This window comes from Pseudomonas sp. NFX1 (genome assembly GCF_051123555.1).
Classification (GTDB): domain Bacteria; phylum Pseudomonadota; class Gammaproteobacteria; order Pseudomonadales; family Pseudomonadaceae; genus Aquipseudomonas; species Aquipseudomonas capeferrum.
The window spans coordinates 4085311-4103691 of record NZ_CP169366.1 but is presented as its reverse complement, the minus strand read 5'-3'; the positions used below and the strand labels follow the sequence as shown (position 1 = coordinate 4103691).

At 64.2% G+C, this 18381-nt stretch carries 14 protein-coding genes and 1 tRNA gene; 13 read left to right on the top strand and 2 right to left on the bottom strand.

The window, feature by feature from the left end; translation table 11 throughout:
- Positions 1–414 precede the first annotated feature (414 nt).
- The 10 genes from DJ563_RS18460 to DJ563_RS18415 all read left to right on the top strand — a co-directional run bounded on the left by DJ563_RS18460 (position 415) and on the right by DJ563_RS18415 (position 12915).
- On the top strand, positions 415–1440 hold the full coding sequence (locus tag DJ563_RS18460; protein WP_274098735.1) for a TauD/TfdA family dioxygenase: 1026 nt from the start codon (positions 415–417) through the stop codon (positions 1438–1440).
- 31 nt (positions 1441–1471) lie between these two features.
- Entirely contained in the window at positions 1472–2257 is a 786-nt protein-coding gene (locus tag DJ563_RS18455; RefSeq protein ID WP_033703479.1) for a sulfite exporter TauE/SafE family protein, read from the top strand.
- A 22-nt stretch (positions 2258–2279) separates the two neighbouring features.
- Entirely contained in the window at positions 2280–3053 is a 774-nt protein-coding gene (locus DJ563_RS18450) for an SDR family NAD(P)-dependent oxidoreductase (protein WP_274098734.1), read from the top strand.
- Between the two features lie 666 nt (positions 3054–3719).
- Positions 3720–6788: a formate dehydrogenase-N subunit alpha gene (gene fdnG / locus DJ563_RS18445; protein ID WP_434518146.1), complete on the top strand. Its 3069-nt coding sequence runs from the start codon at positions 3720–3722 to the stop codon at positions 6786–6788.
- Positions 6788–7738: a formate dehydrogenase subunit beta gene (gene fdxH / locus DJ563_RS18440; RefSeq protein ID WP_033703475.1), complete on the top strand. Its 951-nt coding sequence runs from the start codon at positions 6788–6790 to the stop codon at positions 7736–7738. The genes fdnG and fdxH overlap by 1 nt, the downstream gene beginning before the upstream one ends.
- The gene (locus DJ563_RS18435; RefSeq protein WP_434518145.1) at positions 7735–8391 is read left to right on the top strand and encodes a formate dehydrogenase subunit gamma; all 657 of its coding nucleotides are present in this window, start codon (positions 7735–7737) and stop codon (positions 8389–8391) included. Before fdxH ends, DJ563_RS18435 begins: the two co-directional genes overlap by 4 nt.
- Before the next feature lie 4 nt (positions 8392–8395).
- The gene (gene fdhE / locus DJ563_RS18430; protein ID WP_047583468.1) at positions 8396–9322 is read left to right on the top strand and encodes a formate dehydrogenase accessory protein FdhE; all 927 of its coding nucleotides are present in this window, start codon (positions 8396–8398) and stop codon (positions 9320–9322) included.
- A gap of 144 nt (positions 9323–9466) precedes the next feature.
- Positions 9467–10894, top strand: coding sequence for an L-seryl-tRNA(Sec) selenium transferase (selA, locus tag DJ563_RS18425; RefSeq protein WP_274100711.1), 1428 nt, complete (start codon positions 9467–9469; stop codon positions 10892–10894).
- Positions 10891–12813 carry a selenocysteine-specific translation elongation factor gene (gene selB / locus DJ563_RS18420; RefSeq protein WP_434518144.1) on the top strand — a complete coding sequence of 641 codons (1923 nt, stop codon included), beginning with the start codon at positions 10891–10893 and terminating at the stop codon, positions 12811–12813. The genes selA and selB overlap by 4 nt, the downstream gene beginning before the upstream one ends.
- A 6-nt stretch (positions 12814–12819) precedes the next feature.
- A tRNA-Sec gene (locus tag DJ563_RS18415) sits at positions 12820–12915 on the top strand.
- A 2-nt stretch (positions 12916–12917) separates the two neighbouring features.
- Here DJ563_RS18415 and DJ563_RS18410 read toward each other — a convergent pair.
- Both DJ563_RS18410 and DJ563_RS18405 read right to left on the bottom strand, forming a co-directional pair.
- A complete protein-coding gene (locus tag DJ563_RS18410; protein WP_434518143.1) occupies positions 12918–13937 on the bottom strand; it encodes an asparaginase in 1020 nt (339 codons plus the stop codon).
- A gap of 72 nt (positions 13938–14009) precedes the next feature.
- A complete protein-coding gene (locus DJ563_RS18405) occupies positions 14010–15452 on the bottom strand; it encodes an alanine/glycine:cation symporter family protein (protein WP_033703469.1) in 1443 nt (480 codons plus the stop codon).
- A 178-nt stretch (positions 15453–15630) separates the two neighbouring features.
- On the opposite strand from DJ563_RS18405, the gene DJ563_RS18400 reads away from it, so the two are divergent.
- From DJ563_RS18400 to DJ563_RS18390, 3 genes are all read left to right on the top strand, one after another.
- Complete coding sequence (locus tag DJ563_RS18400) at positions 15631–16440, top strand: helix-turn-helix domain-containing protein (RefSeq protein ID WP_033703468.1); 810 nt, start codon at positions 15631–15633, stop codon at positions 16438–16440.
- Positions 16441–16559: 119 nt separating this feature from the next.
- Positions 16560–17444 carry a sugar nucleotide-binding protein gene (locus DJ563_RS18395; protein ID WP_033703467.1) on the top strand — a complete coding sequence of 295 codons (885 nt, stop codon included), beginning with the start codon at positions 16560–16562 and terminating at the stop codon, positions 17442–17444.
- A complete protein-coding gene (locus DJ563_RS18390) occupies positions 17437–18369 on the top strand; it encodes an NAD-dependent epimerase/dehydratase family protein (protein ID WP_033703465.1) in 933 nt (310 codons plus the stop codon). The genes DJ563_RS18395 and DJ563_RS18390 overlap by 8 nt, the downstream gene beginning before the upstream one ends.
- Positions 18370–18381 lie beyond the last annotated feature (12 nt).

The following is an 18381-nucleotide window of genomic DNA, read 5'->3' as shown; positions in this document are numbered from 1 at the left end:
GAAAGCCTAGCACGAAAGGTCTGATAGGAGTAATTGTGTTTTTTTCTAGGTAAATTGCACCGATTGAGGTGGTTTCGCTAAACAAAAACGGAGGAAGGGGCGAATCGCGTTCCGTCTGTACTCGGCACTAGGCACGCGTGTCTACGGCGGTTTTTCCAGAAATCTTTTGAAATCAATAAGTTGATTGAATCGATTCAATCGATGTTCTTTCTTGCTGATGAAATAAATTGAGTCGATTCTATTTTTGTAATTACAATGATTGAGTCGATGCAATTGACGGGTGCCCTTTCTGCCTCCGCCACCCCCATCGCACAGCTGTGAACGGCTTCAAAAAAAAGACAATGTCTGCCGCCTCTGCCCGGCTTAGCACGACACCGAATGGCCACAAGCTAGCTCAATGGACTAACACTCGAAATGGAAAGCGCACACCTGCAACAAGCAGCCGAGCCTCAGACTTCACTGGAGATTCGCCTGCCTTGGGTGACTTCAAGTGCCTGGCAAACCGTACTGAACAATACCCCCCTCGATTTTGAAACCAGCAAAGAGCTCTATCCGCAGCTCAAGGACCAGGCACAGGAAGTGCTGGGCAAAGCACTCTGCCAACAGATTCGTGGCTTCGTCGAAGACCCGCAGCTGACCTGCATGATCGTGCGCAACTGCCCACGCGACCGCGACGTTCCCCCTACGCCGTACTCCGGGGTACTCAGCCCGCGCAGCACGCCGATAGCCTGCCTGGTCAGCCTGACCATGCAGAGCCTGATGGGGATCAACCCGATCGTTTATGAAGGGGAGAACGACGGGCGCCTGTTCCGCCATGTCATCCCGGCGCGTACCTCGTCCAGCCACAAGAGCTCCCACGGCTCGCGGCTGCGCTTTTCCTACCACGTCGACAACCCCGACTTGCCGTTGTCGTCCGAGCCACTGGGCAGCGCTTCGTGCTGCCCGGAGTACCTGTCGTTCTTCGGCATGCGCTGTGACCCGCGTATCAGCACAACCCTGGTCAACCTCGATGCCGTAGTGGCGGCGCTGCCCGCGGCCAGCGTGCGCGAGCTTTGCCAGCCACAGTTCGAAATTCGCCGCCCCGACTCGTTCACCGCCAATCGGCGCTGCACCGCGGAGCTGCCCGTGCTGGCACGTGGCAACGCGGACGAGTGGCTGTGCCGTTTCGACAGCGAAAACACCCACGGGCTGAACCTGCGTGCCGAGCAAGCCCTGGCCAGCCTGCGCGGCGTGCTGGAAACCCGCCGCTTCGATGAGCCGCACCTGCTGCTGCCGGGCGACTTCATGGTGTTCAAGAACCAGCGCGTGTTGCATGCCCGTGATGGCTTCGAGCCGCAAAACGACGGTGCCGACCGCTGGCTGATGCGCCTGTTCGCGGTCAACGACCTGAACCGTGTGCATTTCACCCGCGCCGATCACCTCTACGAAGTGCGCTCCTGATCTCACTCAACCACTCGATGGAAGTAATGCTATGGAACTGTTAGGCGCTTTCTGGGCGGAACACTGGCTGCTGGCGATCCTGATGCTGGGGGCGATCGCGTTCATTGCCGGCTTCGTCGACAGCATTGCTGGCGGTGGCGGGCTGTTTCTGGTCCCCGGGTTTTTGCTGGTGGGCATGCCGCCGCAAGTGGCCCTGGGGCAAGAAAAACTGGTCAGCACCCTGGGCACGCTGGCGGCCATTCGCAACTTTCTGGCCAACAGCAAGATGGTCTGGAAGGTGGCGCTGGTCGGCGTGCCGTTCTCGTTGCTCGGGGCCTACCTGGGGGCGCACCTGATTGTGTCGATCTCCCAGGAGACCGTGGGCAAGATCATCCTGGCGCTGATCCCGGTCGGCATCCTGATCTTCCTCACCCCCAAGGACCGCCCGGTCGAGGAGCGCGAGCTGTCTCCACGGGTGCTGTACACCGTGGTGCCGCTGACCTGCCTGACCATCGGCTTTTATGACGGTTTCTTCGGCCCCGGCACCGGCAGCATGTTCATCATCGCCTTCCACTACCTGCTGCGCATGGACCTGGTGTCCAGCTCGGCCAACTCCAAGACCTTCAACTTCGCGTCCAACATCGGCGCACTGGTGGCGTTCATCATGGCCGGCAAGGTTGTGTACCTGCTGGCCCTGCCACTGGTGGCCTGCAACATTCTCGGTAACCACATGGGCAGTGCGCTGGCCTTGCGCAAAGGCAACGACGTGGTGCGCAAGGTGTTGGTGTTCTCGATGCTGTGCCTGTTCACCAGCCTGGGCGTGAAGTACCTGGTCTGACTTACCCAACCGGAGATAACTGATGAAAACCGCATTCGTAACCGGCGCCTCCTCGGGGTTTGGCCGTGCCATCTGTCGTACCTTGGTTGCCAAGGGCTATCGCGTGATCGGTGGTGCCCGGCGCATGGATAAACTGCAGGCACTGGAGGGTGAACTGGGGGTCAATTTCATCCCGCTGGCCCTGGATGTCACCGATCCGGTGTCGCTTGAGCAGGCCGTCGAGCAGATCCGTGATGCGTCGCTGCAGATCGACCTGCTGGTGAACAACGCCGGGCTGGCGCTGGGCGTCGACCGCGCCCAGGCCAGCAGCGCCGAAAACTGGCAGCGGATGATCGACACCAATGTCACCGGGCTGGCCATGGTCACCCACAAGATCCTGCCGCAGATGGTGGCGGCGGACAGCGGGATGATCATCAACATCGGCTCCATTGCCGGCACTTACCCCTACCCAGGCGGCAACGTGTATGGCGCCAGCAAGGCATTCGTTCGCCAGTTCAGCCTCAATCTGCGTGCCGACCTGGCCGGTACGTGTGTTCGGGTGAGCAACATTGAACCGGGCCTGTGCTCGGGCACCGATTTTTCGCTGGTGCGCCTGAAGGGCGATGTGGAGGCCGTGCAGGCTCTGTACCGTGATGTGGAGGCGATTCTGCCGGAGGATATCGCGGCCACGGTGGCCTGGATTGCAGACCAGCCCGCGCATGTGAATATCAATACCATCGAGATCATGCCGGTGGCGCAGAGCAGTGCGGCGCTTAATGTGGTGCGCGATCTGCCTAGGCCGTTGGGCGCTGCTTGATTGCCCCGTTATCGTTTGGGCCAACTGGCGCCATGGCGGCTGATGGCCTCTTCGCGGGATCTTGTGGGGTTTACCGCGAAGAGGCCAGTGAGATCAATGCAACCTCCTAAGTGGCTGGAACCTGTAGCATTTGGTTTCAGGTTCAGAAATGTCTTACGGCGGGTGGGTTTGTTGGCTGTGAGGTGCATGTCGGGAGAAAAGGGTGGGCACGGGGTGTTCGCCACAACAGCTTCAGCGCCTGTGAGATCGAGCGCCGCCCGCGCGGCGCTTCGCGACGCAAGGCCGCTCCTACATCTGTTTCGGGCCAATGAGGTCTGTGACATTTGCGCGCGACCGCCTTGTTGGTACGGCGCGATATCGAGGCGGGCGCCAAGGGGCCGCGCGCCAATGCCTCAGGAATAATTGGCCCGAAACAAATGTAGGAGCGGCCTTGCGTCGCGATGCGCCGCGCGGGCGGCGCTCGATCTCACAGGCGCTGAAGCTGTTGTGGCGAGCATCTGTCAGCCCCACACCGATTCCCAACCCCTCCCCTGACCCACGTCATCGCACCTTCCCGATTCTTGACTAGTCTTATCCATTGGCGGCCATCAAAAACCCGCCACCGTGATGACTACCAAAAGGCGCCGGCCATGTTCCGTGCGTCCACCACCTGATCAGGAGTGCACGATGGACCTCAACCGTCGGCAATTCTTCAAGGTCGCCGCCGTCGGCCTTGGAGGCTCTAGCCTGGCGGCGTTGGGCATGGCCCCGACGCCGGCCTTCGCCGAGCAGGTACGCCACTTCAAGCTGGCGCACACCATCGAAACCCGCAACACCTGCCCCTACTGCTCGGTCGGCTGCGGCCTGATCATGTACAGCCAGGGCGATGCGGGCAAAAACGTCAAACAGAACATCATCCACATCGAAGGCGACGCAGACCACCCGGTCAACCGCGGCACGCTGTGCCCCAAAGGCGCAGGCCTTCTGGACTTTATCCACAGCCCGAGCCGCCTGCAGTACCCCGAAGTGCGCAAGGCGGGCAGCAAGGAATGGGTGCGGGTGGAGTGGGACGAGGCGCTCGACCGCATCGCCCACTTGATGAAGCAGGACCGCGACGCCAACTTCATCGAGAAAAACGCCCAGGGGCAAACCGTCAACCGCTGGCTCACCACCGGTTTTCTTGCTGCCTCCGCCGCCTCCAGCGAGGCTGGCTACCTGACCCACAAGGTCGTCCGCGCAACAGGCATGCTGGGGTTCGATAACCAAGCACGTGTCTGACATGGCCCGACGGTGGCAAGTCTTGCCCCGACGTACGGCCGTGGCGCCATGACCAACCACTGGTCCGATATCGCTAACGCGAATCTGGTCCTGGTGATGGGTGGCAACGCAGCAGAAGCGCACCCGTGCGGCTTCAAGTGGGTGACCGAGGCCAAAGCGCACAACAAGGCGCGCCTGATCGTGGTCGACCCGCGGTTTACCCGTACCGCCTCGGTGGCGGACTACTACGCACCGATTCGCACCGGCAGCGACATCGCCTTCATGGGCGGGCTGATCAACTACCTGCTGAGCACCGACAAGATCCAGCACGAATACGTGCGCAACTACACCGACGTGTCGTTCATCGTCAAAGAAAGCTATGGCTTCGAGGACGGGCTGTTCAGCGGCTACGACCCCGCCAAGCGCGTGTATGCCGACAAGTCCGGCTGGGGCTACGAGCTGGGTGAGGACGGCTTTGCCAAAGTAGACCCAACCCTGCAACACCCGCGTTGCGTGTTCCAGTTGATGAAGCAGCACTACAGCCGCTACACCCCGGAACTGGCCAGCATGACCTGTGGCATGCCGCAGGACGCCATGATGAAGATCTGGGAAGAGATCGCCACCTGCTCGGCGCCGGGCAAGACCATGACGATTCTCTACGCGCTGGGCTGGACGCAGCATTCGATCGGCGCGCAGATCATCCGCAGTGCGGCCATGGTCCAGCTGCTGCTGGGTAACGTCGGCATGCCGGGCGGTGGGGTCAACGCCCTGCGCGGGCACTCCAACATCCAGGGCCTGACCGACCTCGGCCTGCTGTCCAACTCGCTGCCGGGCTACCTGACCCTGGCCGGCGATGCCGAACAGGACTACGCCGCCTTCATCGACAAGCGCGCCTCCAAGCCGCTGCGCCCGGGGCAGCTGTCGTACTGGCAGAACTACGGCAAGTTCCACGTCAGCCTGATGAAGGCCTGGTATGGCGCCAATGCCACGGCAGAAAACAACTGGGGCTATGACTGGCTGCCCAAGCTCGATGTGCCGGCCTACGACGTGCTGCGCATGTTCGAGATGATGAGCCAGGGCAAGGTCAACGGTTACATCTGCCAGGGCTTCAACCCGATCGCCGCGCTGCCGGACAAGAACCGCGTCACCGCAGCACTGGCCAAGCTCAAGTGGCTGGTGATCATGGACCCGCTGGCCACCGAAACCTCGGAGTTCTGGCGCAACGTCGGGCCGTTCAACGACGTCGACACGGCCAACATCCAGACCGAAGTGATCCGCCTGCCCACCACCTGTTTTGCCGAAGAGGACGGCTCGCTGGTCAACAGCAGCCGCTGGCTGCAGTGGCACTGGAAGGGCGCCGACGGCCCAGGCCAGACCCGCACCGACGTGCACATCATGAGTGAACTGTTCCTGCGCCTGCGCCACCGCTACCAGGCCGAGGGCGGCGCCTACCCTGATGCCCTGATGAACATCAGCTGGCCGTACAAGGTCCCTGAAGAGCCGTCCCCGGAGGAGCTGGCCAAGGAAATGAACGGCTGGGCCGTGACCGACGTCACCGACCCGACCGGCGCCGTGCTCAAGGGCGGGCAACAGTTGTCGGGCTTCGGCCAGCTCAAGGACGACGGCAGCACGGCGTCTGGCTGCTGGATTTTCGCCGGCTGCTGGACCGAGCAAGGCAACCAGATGGCCCGCCGTGACAACAGCGACCCGTATGGCATGCACCAGGTGCAGAACTGGGCCTGGGCCTGGCCGGCCAACCGCCGCATCCTCTACAACCGTGCCTCCAGCGACCCGCAAGGCAAGCCATGGGACCCAGAGAAGAAGCGCCTGGTGTGGTGGAACGGCAAGGCCTGGACCGGCACCGACGTGCCCGACTTCAAGGTCGACTCGCCACCGGAAGCCGGGATGAACCCGTTCATCATGAACCCTGAAGGCGTAGCGCGCTTCTTCGCCATCGACAAGATGGCCGAAGGCCCGTTCCCCGAGCACTACGAGCCGTTCGAAACACCGATCGGCATCAACCCACTGCACCCGCAGAACAAGAAGGCCACCAGCAACCCGGCCGGGCGGATCTTCGATTCGGTGTGGGACACCCTCGGCACCCATGATGAATTCCCCTACGCGGCGACCACGTATCGGCTGACCGAGCACTTCCACTTCTGGAGCAAGCATTGCCGGCTCAACGCCATCGCCCAGCCCGAGCAGTTCGTCGAGATTGGCGAGGTGCTGGCGAACGAGAAGGGCATCAAGGCGGGTGACCGGGTGCGGGTGTCGAGCAAGCGCGGCCATATCGATGCGGTGGCGGTGGTGACCAAGCGGATTCGCCCGCTGCAGGTCAACAACCAGACCGTGCACCAGATCGGCATCCCGCTGCACTGGGGCTTCACCGGGGCGACCCGGCACGGCTACCTGACCAACACCCTGGTGCCGTTCCTGGGTGATGGCAATACCCAGACGCCGGAGTCCAAGTCGTTCCTCGTCAAAGTGGAGAAACTCTGATGGCCAGCCAAGACATCATCGCCCGCTCGGCCACCACTACCGTACCGCCGTCGGTACGCCAGCAGCAGGAAGTCGCCAAGCTGATCGACACCACCAAGTGCATCGGCTGCAAGGCCTGCCAGGTGGCGTGCTCGGAGTGGAACGAACTGCGTGACGAGGTCGGCCACAACCACGGCACCTACGACAACCCCCAGGACCTCACGGCCGAGACCTGGACCCTGATGCGCTTCACCGAGCACGAGCGCGACGATGGCAACCTGGAGTGGCTGATCCGCAAGGACGGCTGCATGCATTGCGCCGAACCAGGCTGCCTGAAGGCGTGCCCGAGCCCGGGGGCAATCATCAAGCACGCCAACGGCATCGTCGACTTCAACCAGGACCACTGCATCGGCTGCGGTTACTGCATCACCGGCTGCCCGTTCAATATCCCGCGCATCTCGCAGAAGGACCACAAGGCGTACAAATGCACCCTGTGTTCCGACCGCGTGACCGTGGGCCTGGAGCCGGCCTGCGTGAAAACCTGCCCGACCGGGGCGATCGTGTTCGGCACCAAGGACGAGATGAAGGTGCATGCCGCCGAGCGTATCGTCGACCTCAAGTCGCGCGGCTACGACAACGCCGGGCTGTATGACCCGGACGGCGTCGGCGGCACCCACGTGATGTACGTGCTGCACCATGCCGACACGCCCAAGTTGTACGCCGGCCTGCCGGACCAACCGGTGATCAGCCCGCTGGTGGGCTTGTGGAAGGGCTTCACCAAACCGCTGGCGCTACTGGCCATGGGCGCGGCGGTGCTGGCCGGGTTCTTCCACTATGTGCGGGTCGGCCCGCAGCGGGTCGAAGAGGACGAACACCCCACACCGCCCGATGACAGCGTGCACCAGGTGGACCCGGCAGTGCATGTCTACGATCCGAAGCAGCCCGGTGGGCAAGGGGAGCAGCGGCCATGAACGACAACAAACCCATCCTGCGCTACAACGCCAACGAACGGACCAACCACTGGATCGTCGCCATCTTGTTCTTCCTGGCCGGGCTTTCCGGGTTGGCGCTGTTCCACCCGGCGCTGTTCTGGCTCAGCCACCTGTTCGGCGGCGGGCCCTGGACACGCATCCTGCACCCGTTCATGGGCGTGGCGATGTTCGTGTTCTTCCTTGGCCTGGTAGTGCGCTTCTGGCGCGCCAATTTCATCACCGCCAACGACCGCCTGTGGCTGCGCCGCATCGACCGGGTGATGGTCAACCGGGAAGACGGCGTGCCGCCTATTGGCAAGTACAACGCCGGGCAGAAGCTGCTGTTCTGGACGCTGCTGGTGTGCATGCTGGTGCTGTTGATCAGCGGTGTGGTGATCTGGCGCGCGTATTTCAGCCTTTACTTCGATATTGGCGCGATACGCGTAGCGTCGCTTGCCCATGCACTGGCAGGCTTCGTGCTGATCCTCAGCATCATCGTGCACATCTACGCCGGTATCTGGATCAAAGGCTCGATCGGCGCCATGCTGCATGGCTGGGTCAGCCGCGCCTGGGCGCGCAAACACCATCAGTTGTGGTACCGCGACGTGACTGGCGACAAGACGCCGGGCGATCACGGACGTAAAGAAGGATGAGCGTGTGAGCACGATACTCGAACCCGGGCAGATCGAAGCGTCGGCGGTGGCGCCGCCGTTCATTCATCTGCCGCCCAAGGACTTGTTCGCCCAGCGTGCCGAGCGGCTGGAGCAGTTGGCAGTGGGTAATGCCCTTGGCGATTACCTGCGCCTGATCGCCTGGCTGTGCCGCTTCCAGCAGCAGCTTGTGGATAACCCGCCCAGTGGTTTACCGGTGGCCGAAGCGCGTCAGCGCCTGTGCATAAGCCATGGTCTGCCGCCCCTTGCAGCCGACAGCCTGGTGCGCGAAGGGCCGTGGCTGGCGTGGATGCAGGCGTTGATCGAGCACTTTGACGAAGAGGCCAGCGGCCCGTTGGCTGTGGCGTTGCAGGCACTGCGCGACAGTGACGACAGCCAGCGCAAGGGGTGGGGCATCGCCTTGCTGGCTGGGCAGTTCGACGCCGTGCCGGCAGCGTTGGTGCCGTTTCTCGGCGCCGCGCTACAAGCCGCGTGGTTCAGCTGGCTGCTGGCGCTGCCCGCCGCCGAGCTCAAGCCCTCTGGCAGCCAGGCCCAGTGCCCGGCCTGCGGCTCGCCGGCGATGGCCGGAGTGGTGCGCAACCGTGGCAAGCACAACGGCCTGCGTTACCTGGCGTGTTCGTTGTGTGCCTGCGAGTGGCATGTGGTGCGGGTCAAGTGCGTGTATTGCGAGTCGAGCAAGGGCCTGCGCTATACCAGCCTGGAGGATGATCGCCATGCGCCGGGCAAGGCGCCGCTACGGGCCGAGTGCTGCCCGGGGTGCAACAGCTACCTGAAGCAGAGTTATCTGGAAAACGATGCGGCGGCCGAGCCGTTGGCCGATGACTTGGCCAGCCTGGCACTGGATATGCGCTTGGATGAGGAAGGCTTTCATCGTCTGGCACCGAACCTGATGCTGGCGCCGGGTGGTGGCTGAGTGTCTACACTGCAAGTTCGAGTCGCCCTTTTCGCGGGGCAAGCCCGCTCCCACAGGTACTGCGCTTTTTCCGAAAACTGTGGGGGCGGGCTTGCCCCGCGAAAGGGCCAGAACAGACAACGGACCAGCTCAAGGTAGTACCTGATGTCTTCAAGCCTCGCCGATAACGCCCCACGCCTGCCTTCCATCGACACCCTCCTGCGCCACCCGGCCTGCCTCCCGCTGATCGACCGCCATGGCCGCGACGCCGTGTTGAATACGCTGCGCCAACTGCTCGACGACCTGCGCGAACCCACCCGCCAAGGCCAACTCAGCACCGCCGAACTGGCCGCAGACGTGCTGTTGGGGCGCACCGGCGAGCGCCTGGCCACCCAGCAACGTAGCCAGGTCCGCCGCGTGTTCAACCTCACTGGCACCGTGCTGCACACCAACCTCGGCCGCGCCTTGTTGCCGGAAGAAGCCATCGAAGCCATGCAGACCGCCGCCCGCTACCCGCTCAACCTGGAGTTCGACCTGGCCACCGGCAAGCGCGGTGACCGCGACGACCTGATCGAAGGGCTGATCCGCGAGCTGACCGGCGCCGAAGCCGTCACCGTGGTCAACAACAACGCTGCCGCCGTGCTGCTGGCGCTTAACAGCCTGGGCGCGCGCAAGGAGGGCATCATCTCCCGGGGCGAGCTGATCGAGATCGGCGGTGCCTTCCGCATCCCCGACATCATGGCCCGCGCCGGCGTGCGCCTGCACGAAGTCGGCACCACCAACCGCACCCATGCCCGCGACTACGAAGGCGCGATCAACCCGCGTACCGGCCTGCTGATGCGCGTGCACTGCAGCAACTACAGCATCCAGGGCTTCACCACTCAGGTGCCCACCGCCGAACTCGCGCACATTGCCCACCAACATGACCTGCCCCTGCTCGAAGACCTGGGCAGTGGCAGCCTGCTCGATATGACCCGCTGGGGCCTGCCCGCCGAACCGACCGTGCGCCAGGCCCTGGCCGACGGCGCCGATATCGTCACCTTCAGCGGCGACAAGCTGCTGGGCGGCCCGCAGGCCGGGATCATCGTCGGGCGCAAGGCGCTGATCGCCAAGATCAAGAAAAACCCCCTCAAACGCGCGCTGCGCGTCGACAAGATCACCCTCGCCGCGCTTGAGGCGGTGCTGGCGCTGTACCGCAACCCCGACCGGCTGGCCGAGCGCCTGCCCAGCCTGCGCCTGCTGACCCGCAGCCAGGCCGAAATCCAGGCCCAGGCCGAGCGCCTGGCACCGGAACTCAAGGCTCGCCTCGACGCACAGTGGGCCGTCAGCGTGGAGCCGACATTGGGCATGATCGGCAGCGGCAGCCAGCCGGTTGCACGCCTGCCCAGCGCCGCGCTGTGCCTGCGCCCGCGGGTGTCGAAGAAGCTGCGCGGGCGTAGCCTGCATGTGTTGGAGCGGGCCTTGCGCAACCTTCCGGTACCGGTGCTTGGGCGCATCGACGACGATGCACTGTGGCTCGACCTGCGCCAGTTGGACGACGAAGCCCAGTGGTTGGCGCAACTGCCGGCCCTGCAACTGGGGCCGGTGCAGTGATCGTTGGCACCGCCGGCCATATCGACCACGGCAAGACCGCGCTGCTGCACGCCCTGACCGGGCAGGCGGGTGACCATCGCCAGGAAGAGCGCGAGCGCGGCATGACCATCGATCTCGGCTACCGCTATGCAGCCCTGGCCGAAGGTGCGCCACTGACCGGCTTCATCGACGTCCCCGGCCACGAACGTTTTATCCACAACATGCTGGCGGGTGCCCACGGCATCGACCTGGTGTTGCTGGTGGTGGCCGCGGACGACGGCGTCATGCCGCAGACTCGCGAGCACCTGGCGATCATTCAATTGCTGGGCATCCCCCAGGCACTGGTGGCGGTCAGCAAGTGCGACCGGGTAGCGCCCGCGCGGGTGGCGGAGGTGCAAGCGCAGGTTGCCGCGCTGCTGGCGCCCGGGCCTTATGCGGGCGCGCCGCAGTTTGCCCTTTCCAGCGTCACGGGCGAGGGGGTGGCGGCGTTGCGCCAGGCGCTGCTGCAGGCTCAAGGGCGGGTGCGGCAGCGCAGTGTGCGCGGTGGTTTTCGCTTGGCCATCGACCGTGCTTTCGCCGTCTCCGGTGCCGGCGTGGTGGTCACCGGCACGGCATTGGCCGGCCAGGTCCGTGCCGGCGATACCTTGCTGTTGGGCAAGGCGGGCAAACCCGTGCGCGTGCGTGGCCTGCATGCGCAGAGCCAAGCGGCGCTGGTGGCCGAAGCGGGCCAGCGGGTGGCGTTGAACATCGCGGCCGAGCGGCTGGCGGTCGAGCAGGTACACCGGGGTGACTGGCTGGTGCCCGAGTGGCTGCATGCGCCCAGTGTCCGGGTGGATATCGAGCTCACGCTGCTTGCCGGCGAGCCCCGCCCGTTCGAGCATTTCAGCGCCGTGCACGTCCACTTGGGCACCCAGGATGTGACTGCCCGCGTGGCATTGCTCGAAGGCGAAGTACTGCAGGCAGGCCAGCGCATGTTTGCCCAGTTGCTACTCAACGCGCCGCTGCAGGCCGTGCATGGCGATCGGCTGGTGCTGCGCGATCAGCGCGCCCAGCGCACGCTAGGGGGCGGGCGGGTACTCGACCCGTTTGCGCCCAGCCGGCAGCGTCGCAGCGAGCCCCGGCTGCGCCAGTTGCAGGTGCTGCGTGATACCGAGGATCTGGAGCAGGCGTTACCGGCCTTGCTTGCCACCGCTGCCGGAGGGCTTGACCCGCAGCGGCTGGAGCGGCAGTTCAACCGCCTGCGGGCCAGCTGGCAGTTGCCGGCGGAGGTGCAGGTGATTGCCACGCGCCAGGGGCAGTTGTTGTTTGCCGATGCCCAGTGGTGCGCCCTCAAGCAGCAACTGCTGGCGCAGCTGGCGCTGTTTCACCAGCAGGAGCCCGACCAGCTCGGCCCGGACCGCGACCGCTTGCGACGCTTTGCGGCCTTGCCGCTGGAGCGCCCGGCGTTTGTCAGCCTGCTGGATGAACTGCTCGATGAAGGGCAGGTTTCCAGCAGCGGGCCTTGGTTGCATCTGCCCGATCACAAGGTGCAGTTGAGCGAGGCCGACAACGCATTGTGGGCGAGGCTGGAGCCATGTTTGCTGGAGGGGCAATTCGACCCACCGTGGGTCAGGGCCTTGGCCAATGAAGCGGGCTGCGCCGAAGCGGATGTACGCCTGCTGTTGCGCAAGCTGGCAAGGCTCGGGCTGGTGCACCAGGTGGTACGCGACCTGTTCTACCCGGCGGCGACGATCCAGCGCATGGCCGCGTTGCTGCTTGGCCAGGCGAATGAAGCGCCGATAGTGCAGGTGGCGGCGTTTCGCGATATGTTGGGCATCGGTCGCAAACGCAGTGTGCAGATTCTGGAATATTTCGACCGCATCGGCCTGACCCGCAGGGTGGCCGACCAGCGTTACATCCGCGCCGACAGCGCCCTGGCCCAGCAGCAGGCCAGGCACTGAGTTCAAGGAAGGCAATCGCGCCCGGTGGCGCGGCCGGGCTTCAAACCCGGTTGGGGACGGCAGCCGTTCCCGGGCAGGTTCGACTCCCGCTGCCTTCCGCCACTTTATTCTGACTGTTCGGGGCTCTTCGCGGAGCAACCCCTCTCGCCGCACAGATCCAGCGCAAACCACTGCTCTGCCGCTGCAGCATCCAGCCCCGCCCCCAGCAGCGCAAACATCTTGCCCAACGCCGCTTCACGGGTCATGCCGCCGCCGCTTACCAGGCCTGCGCCACGCAGGCGGTTGCCCGCTGCGTAGGTATCGAACACCACCGACCCTTCCGGGCACTGGCTGATCGCAACCAGCATCACACCCCGCTGACGCGCCGCCTGCAGCGCATCAAGCAAGGCTTGGTCATCCGATGGCCCCGTGCCGCTGCCATAGCACTCCAGCAACAGCCCCTGCACGCCGCTGTCGAGCAGCGCCCGCAAATGCCCGGCCTGCAAGCCAGGAAACACTGGCATCAGCGCCAGGTTGACCGGCTGACGTGGGTGCTTGTAGCCAAGCTCGGCAGGCAGGGCAGTGGCACGCTCACCGTCGCGATGACGCGGCAGCGCGGCAAAGGCATCAAAGGCCTCGCTGCGCAGCTTCGACGCCCGGCAGCCATGCAGCAACTGGCCGTGGAAGTACAGCTGCACGCCCTCTTCAAGGCCTTGCTCGCACTGGCGCAGCGCGCCGCACAGGTTGTCCCAGGCATCACTGCCCGGCACGCCGGCTGGCAGCATCGAGCCGGTCAGCAATACCGGCACCGGCAAGCCAAGCAGCAGGAACGACAACGCCGCCGCGCTGTAGGCCAGGGTGTCGGTGCCATGCAGCACCAGCACGCCATCGTGGCCGGCAACGTCCACCGCTTCGACGATGGCATCGCGCATGGCCAGCCAGTTGTGCTGCTGCATGTTGGCGCTGTCGAGCAGCGGGTTCATTTCCTGCAATGTCCACTGCAGCTGGGGGGCATCGGCCATTTGCGCGAAGTGCTCGCGCATCCGCGTGTCAAAACCGCCCGCTGGCGCCAGGCCTTCAGGGGTTTCGAGCATGCCGATGGTGCCGCCGGTGTACAGGACGAGAAGATTCTTTACTGCGCGCATGGAGAACATCCGTAGCGGTGAGCGGAGAAAGAAGAGCCGCCCGCAGGTGGGGCGGCTGGGCAGGGGAGAGTATCAGCGCTGCGGCTGGGCTTGGCCAACGGCTTTGTCAGTGGCTGTTTCCACCTGCGGGTTGGCAGGCCAGGCGTCGCGGTCCAGGTCCAGGTCGGCGAACTTGGCAGAATCGAACACCGGCTGCTTGATGCCCGCTTTGCGCTGGTCGTCGTAGTCGCGCATCACCCGCAGGCCGACCTTGAACAGCAGGGCCAGGGCCACCAGGTTGACGAAGGCCAGGCAGGTCATGGTGATGTCGGCGAAGGCGAACACGGTCGACAGGTCCTGCACCGAACCCCACACCACCAACGCCAGTACCAAGGCGCGGAACACCAGCAGCACCACGCGGTTGCGGCTGAGGAACTGCAGGCTGTTCTCGCCCAGGTAGTAGTTGTAGAGGATGCAGGTGAACACGAACAGCGACAGCGCCACGCTGACGAACAGGCGGCCCCAGTCACCAACCACGGCGGCCAGCGAGTTCTGGGTCAGGACGATGCCATCACCTTCGAAGCCCGGGGTGTAGAAGCCCGACAGCAGGATCAGCAGCGCGGTGCAGGTGCAGATCACGAAGGTGTCGAGGAACACGCTGAACGCCTGGACCACGCCCTGGGCGCCAGGGTGTTTAACGGCGGCCACTGCGGCAACGTTCGGTGCACTGCCCAGGCCCGCTTCGTTGGCGAATACGCCACGCTTCACGCCCATGACGATGGCGCTGCCGAGCAGGCCGGCGAATGCGGGGTCAAGGCCGAAGGCGCTCTTGAAGATGGTTTCCAGCATGGCAGGCACGTGTTCGATCTGGGTGCCGATCACGTACAGGGTCACGCCGATGTAGGCCAGGGTCTTGATCGGTACCAGCAGGTCCGACACAGCGGCGATACGCTTGATGCCACCGATGAACACCACGGCCAGCAGCACCGCCAGGGCGATACCGGTGTGGCTCGGTGCGAAGCCGAAGGCGTTTTCCAGCGAGTGGGTCACGGTGTACGACTGCAAGCCCATGAAGGCGAAGCCATAGGTGACCAGCAGCAGGATGGAGAACACCACGGCCATGCTTTTCAGTTTCAGGCCGTGCTGAATGTAATAGGCCGGGCCACCACGGTAGAGGCCATCGCCATCGGCGCGCTTGTACACCTGGGCCAGGGTACATTCGAAGAAGCTGCTGGACATGCCCACCAGTGCGGTGACCCACATCCAGAACACGGCACCCGGGCCGCCCAGGGTCACGGCGATACCGACACCGGCGATGTTACCGGCGCCCACGCGGCCGGCCAGGCTCAGCATCAGGGCTTGGAACGAACTCAGCTGGCCTGCCTGGCCGCGCAGCGATTCCTTGAACACACTGAACATGTGCACGAAATGACGGAACTGCACGAACCGCGAACGGATGGTGAAGTAGCTGCCGAGTCCGACGATCAGCACGATGAGTAGTTTCCCCGAAAGGAAATCGTTGAGTGCTTCGAGCATTGGGAAATGACCTCGATTCTTATTCTTCGTGTGGAAAGACAGCGGGCGGCAGGCGCGCCGCTATGCGTTGGGGCGCATGGTTGGCCATGACAAGAGTGGTTACAATTTCGCATTCTGTTCTGAGTTGATGCGACCTGATGCTACACTTGCGCCATTCGCGTCACCTGGAAGCCCCTGCATGAGCGAGCATTTCGCTACCAACCTCAAACTGGCCTGCAGCCACTACCGCTCTATCTCGGAAGTTTGCCGGCAGCTGTCGATCAACCGCGCGCAGTTCAACAAGTACCTGAGCGGCCAGAGCCGTCCGACGGCTTTCAACCTCAAGCGCATCGGCGATTTCTTCGGCGTCGAGGATTACGAACTGAACGTGCCCCCCGAGCAGTTCTCCCGGCTGATCGGTGCCCGGGTGTCGGCCGTCGCCGATCAGCCCAGCGACCCGATCAGTGAGTTGTTCCGGCCCTTGCACGAGCACGCCGGCAACCTGTCGCGCTACTGCGGTTACTACTTCGAGTACTCCAACTGCATGTCGGTACCGGGCTCGGTGTTGCTGTCGCTGGTGCACTTGCGCGAAGAGCGCGGCCGCTTCCTGTTCGAGCGCCAGGAGCGTCAGGAGCGCAGCAGCGCCACCGACCTGCACGCCGAGGTACGTTGCCGCTACCTGGGCGCGGCGTTTCAGTTGCAAGACCGAATGTTCCTGATCGACTACGAGTCGCTGACCCTCAACGAGATGAGCCAGACCATCCTCATCCCCAGTTTCAAGAGCCGCATCACCCGCCTGAACGGCCTCAAGACCGGTGTCTCCAGCGGCGACCGGCGCAACCCGGCCTGCACCCGCGTGGTGTGGGAGTACCTGGGCGAAGAGATCAACCGCATCAATGCCTATCGCCAGGTCAAGCTGTACCGGCCGGATGACCCGCGCATCGATGACGACGTGCGCGAACGGTTGAGTGTGGGGCCGTTGAGTAATGGGTTGTTCGAGATCGAATAGGTTTTGGCAAGGGCAGGGGATGGCGTCAGGGCAGCCACCCACCCGTGTTGGACTTCCCGGGCAGGAAACCGCAAAATGACCCCTTTCCCTCAATCAACCTCTCCGGATCTGCTGACTCTATGCGTATGCGCCTAATGCTGTTGGGTGGTGGCAATGCCCTCGGGCAAGCGCTGATTCGTCTCGGGGCTGAAGAGGACATCGCATTCCTGGCACCGCGCCCGCCGGAAAACGGCTGGGACCCGGCCAGCCTCACTCAGCTGCTCGACGATCACCGCCCCAATGCCTTGGTCAACCTGGCCTATTACTTCGACTGGTTCCAGGCCGAGTCGGTCAGCGAACAGCGCCTGGCCCAGCAGGAGCGGGCGGTGGAGCGGCTGGCAGAGTTGTGCCAGCACCACCAGATCACCTTGGTGCAGCCTTCGAGCTACCGGGTTTTCGATGGCTCGCGGGCCACGGCCTACAGCGAGAAGGACGAGCCGGTGCCGCTGGGCCTGCGTGGCCAGGCACTCTGGCGTATCGAGCAGAGCGTGCGTGCGGCGTGCCCGCAACATGTGCTGCTGCGCTTTGGCTGGCTGCTCGACGAGAGCGTCGACGGTACGCTCGGGCGCTTCCTGACCCGTGCCGAGCAACCCCAGGAGTTGCTGCTGGCCGATGACCGGCGCGGCAACCCGACGCCGGTCGACGATGCGGCCCGGGTGATCCTGTCGGTGCTCAAGCAGCTCGATTGCAGCGCACCGCTGTGGGGCACCTACCACTACGCTGGCAACGAGGCGACCACGCCGCTGGCGCTGGGGCAGGCGATTCTTGCCGAGGCCGGCCAGTACCGTCAGCTGGCGGTGCAGGCCCCTACGCCGCAGGCCCATGCCGCGCGGCCGGATGCCAGCGAAGAGCCACAGCACGCGGTGCTGGCCTGCAAGAAAATCCTTCACACCTTCGGTATCAAGCCGCGCGCCTGGCGCGCTGGCCTGCCACCTCTACTGGACCGTTTCTACCGCCATGGCTGACGCCCCCATCCTGATCACCGGCGGTGCCGGCTTCATAGGCTCTCACCTGTGCGATGCGCTGTTGGACAAGGGTTACGCCGTACGCATTCTCGACGACCTGTCCACCGGCAGGCGGGACAACCTGCAGATCGCGCACCCGCGCCTGGAACTGATCGAAGGCGATGTCGCCGATGCCGGCCTGGTCACGCGTGCGGCCGCGGGCTGCAGCGCAGTGGTGCACCTGGCGGCGGTGGCGTCGGTGCAGGCCTCGGTCGAAGACCCGGTGAAGACGCACCAGAGCAATTTCATCGGCACCCTCAATGTCTGCGAAGCCATGCGCGTGCACGGTGTGCGCCGGGTACTGTTCGCGTCCAGCGCTGCGGTGTATGGCAACAACGGCGAAGGCGAGTCGATAGCCGAAGACACGCCCAAGGCACCGCTGACGCCTTATGCTGTGGATAAGCTGGCCAGTGAGCAGTACCTGGATTTCTACCGCCGTCAGCACGGCCTGGAGCCGGTGGTTTTCCGCTTCTTCAATATTTTCGGCCCGCGCCAGGACCCTTCCTCGCCGTATTCCGGCGTGATCAGCATCTTCAGCGAGCGTGCCACCCAAGGGCTGCCGATCACGGTGTTCGGTGATGGCGAGCAGACCCGCGATTTCCTCTATGTCGGGGACCTGGTGCAAGTGATGATCCAGGCGCTGGAGCAGCAGCAGGTCGAGGAGGGGGCGGTAAATATCGGGCTGAACCAGGCCACGTCGCTCAACCAACTGCTGGCGGCGCTGGAAAAGGTGATCGGCAGCCTGCCTGCGATCAGTTATGGCGCGGCGCGCTCGGGCGATATCCGCCACTCACGGGCGGATAACCAGCGCTTGCTGGCGCGCTTCGACTTCCCGCAGGCAACGCCGTTGGTCGAAGGTTTGTCACGGCTGCTCGGCAAGGCCTGAAAGCCGCCTGAC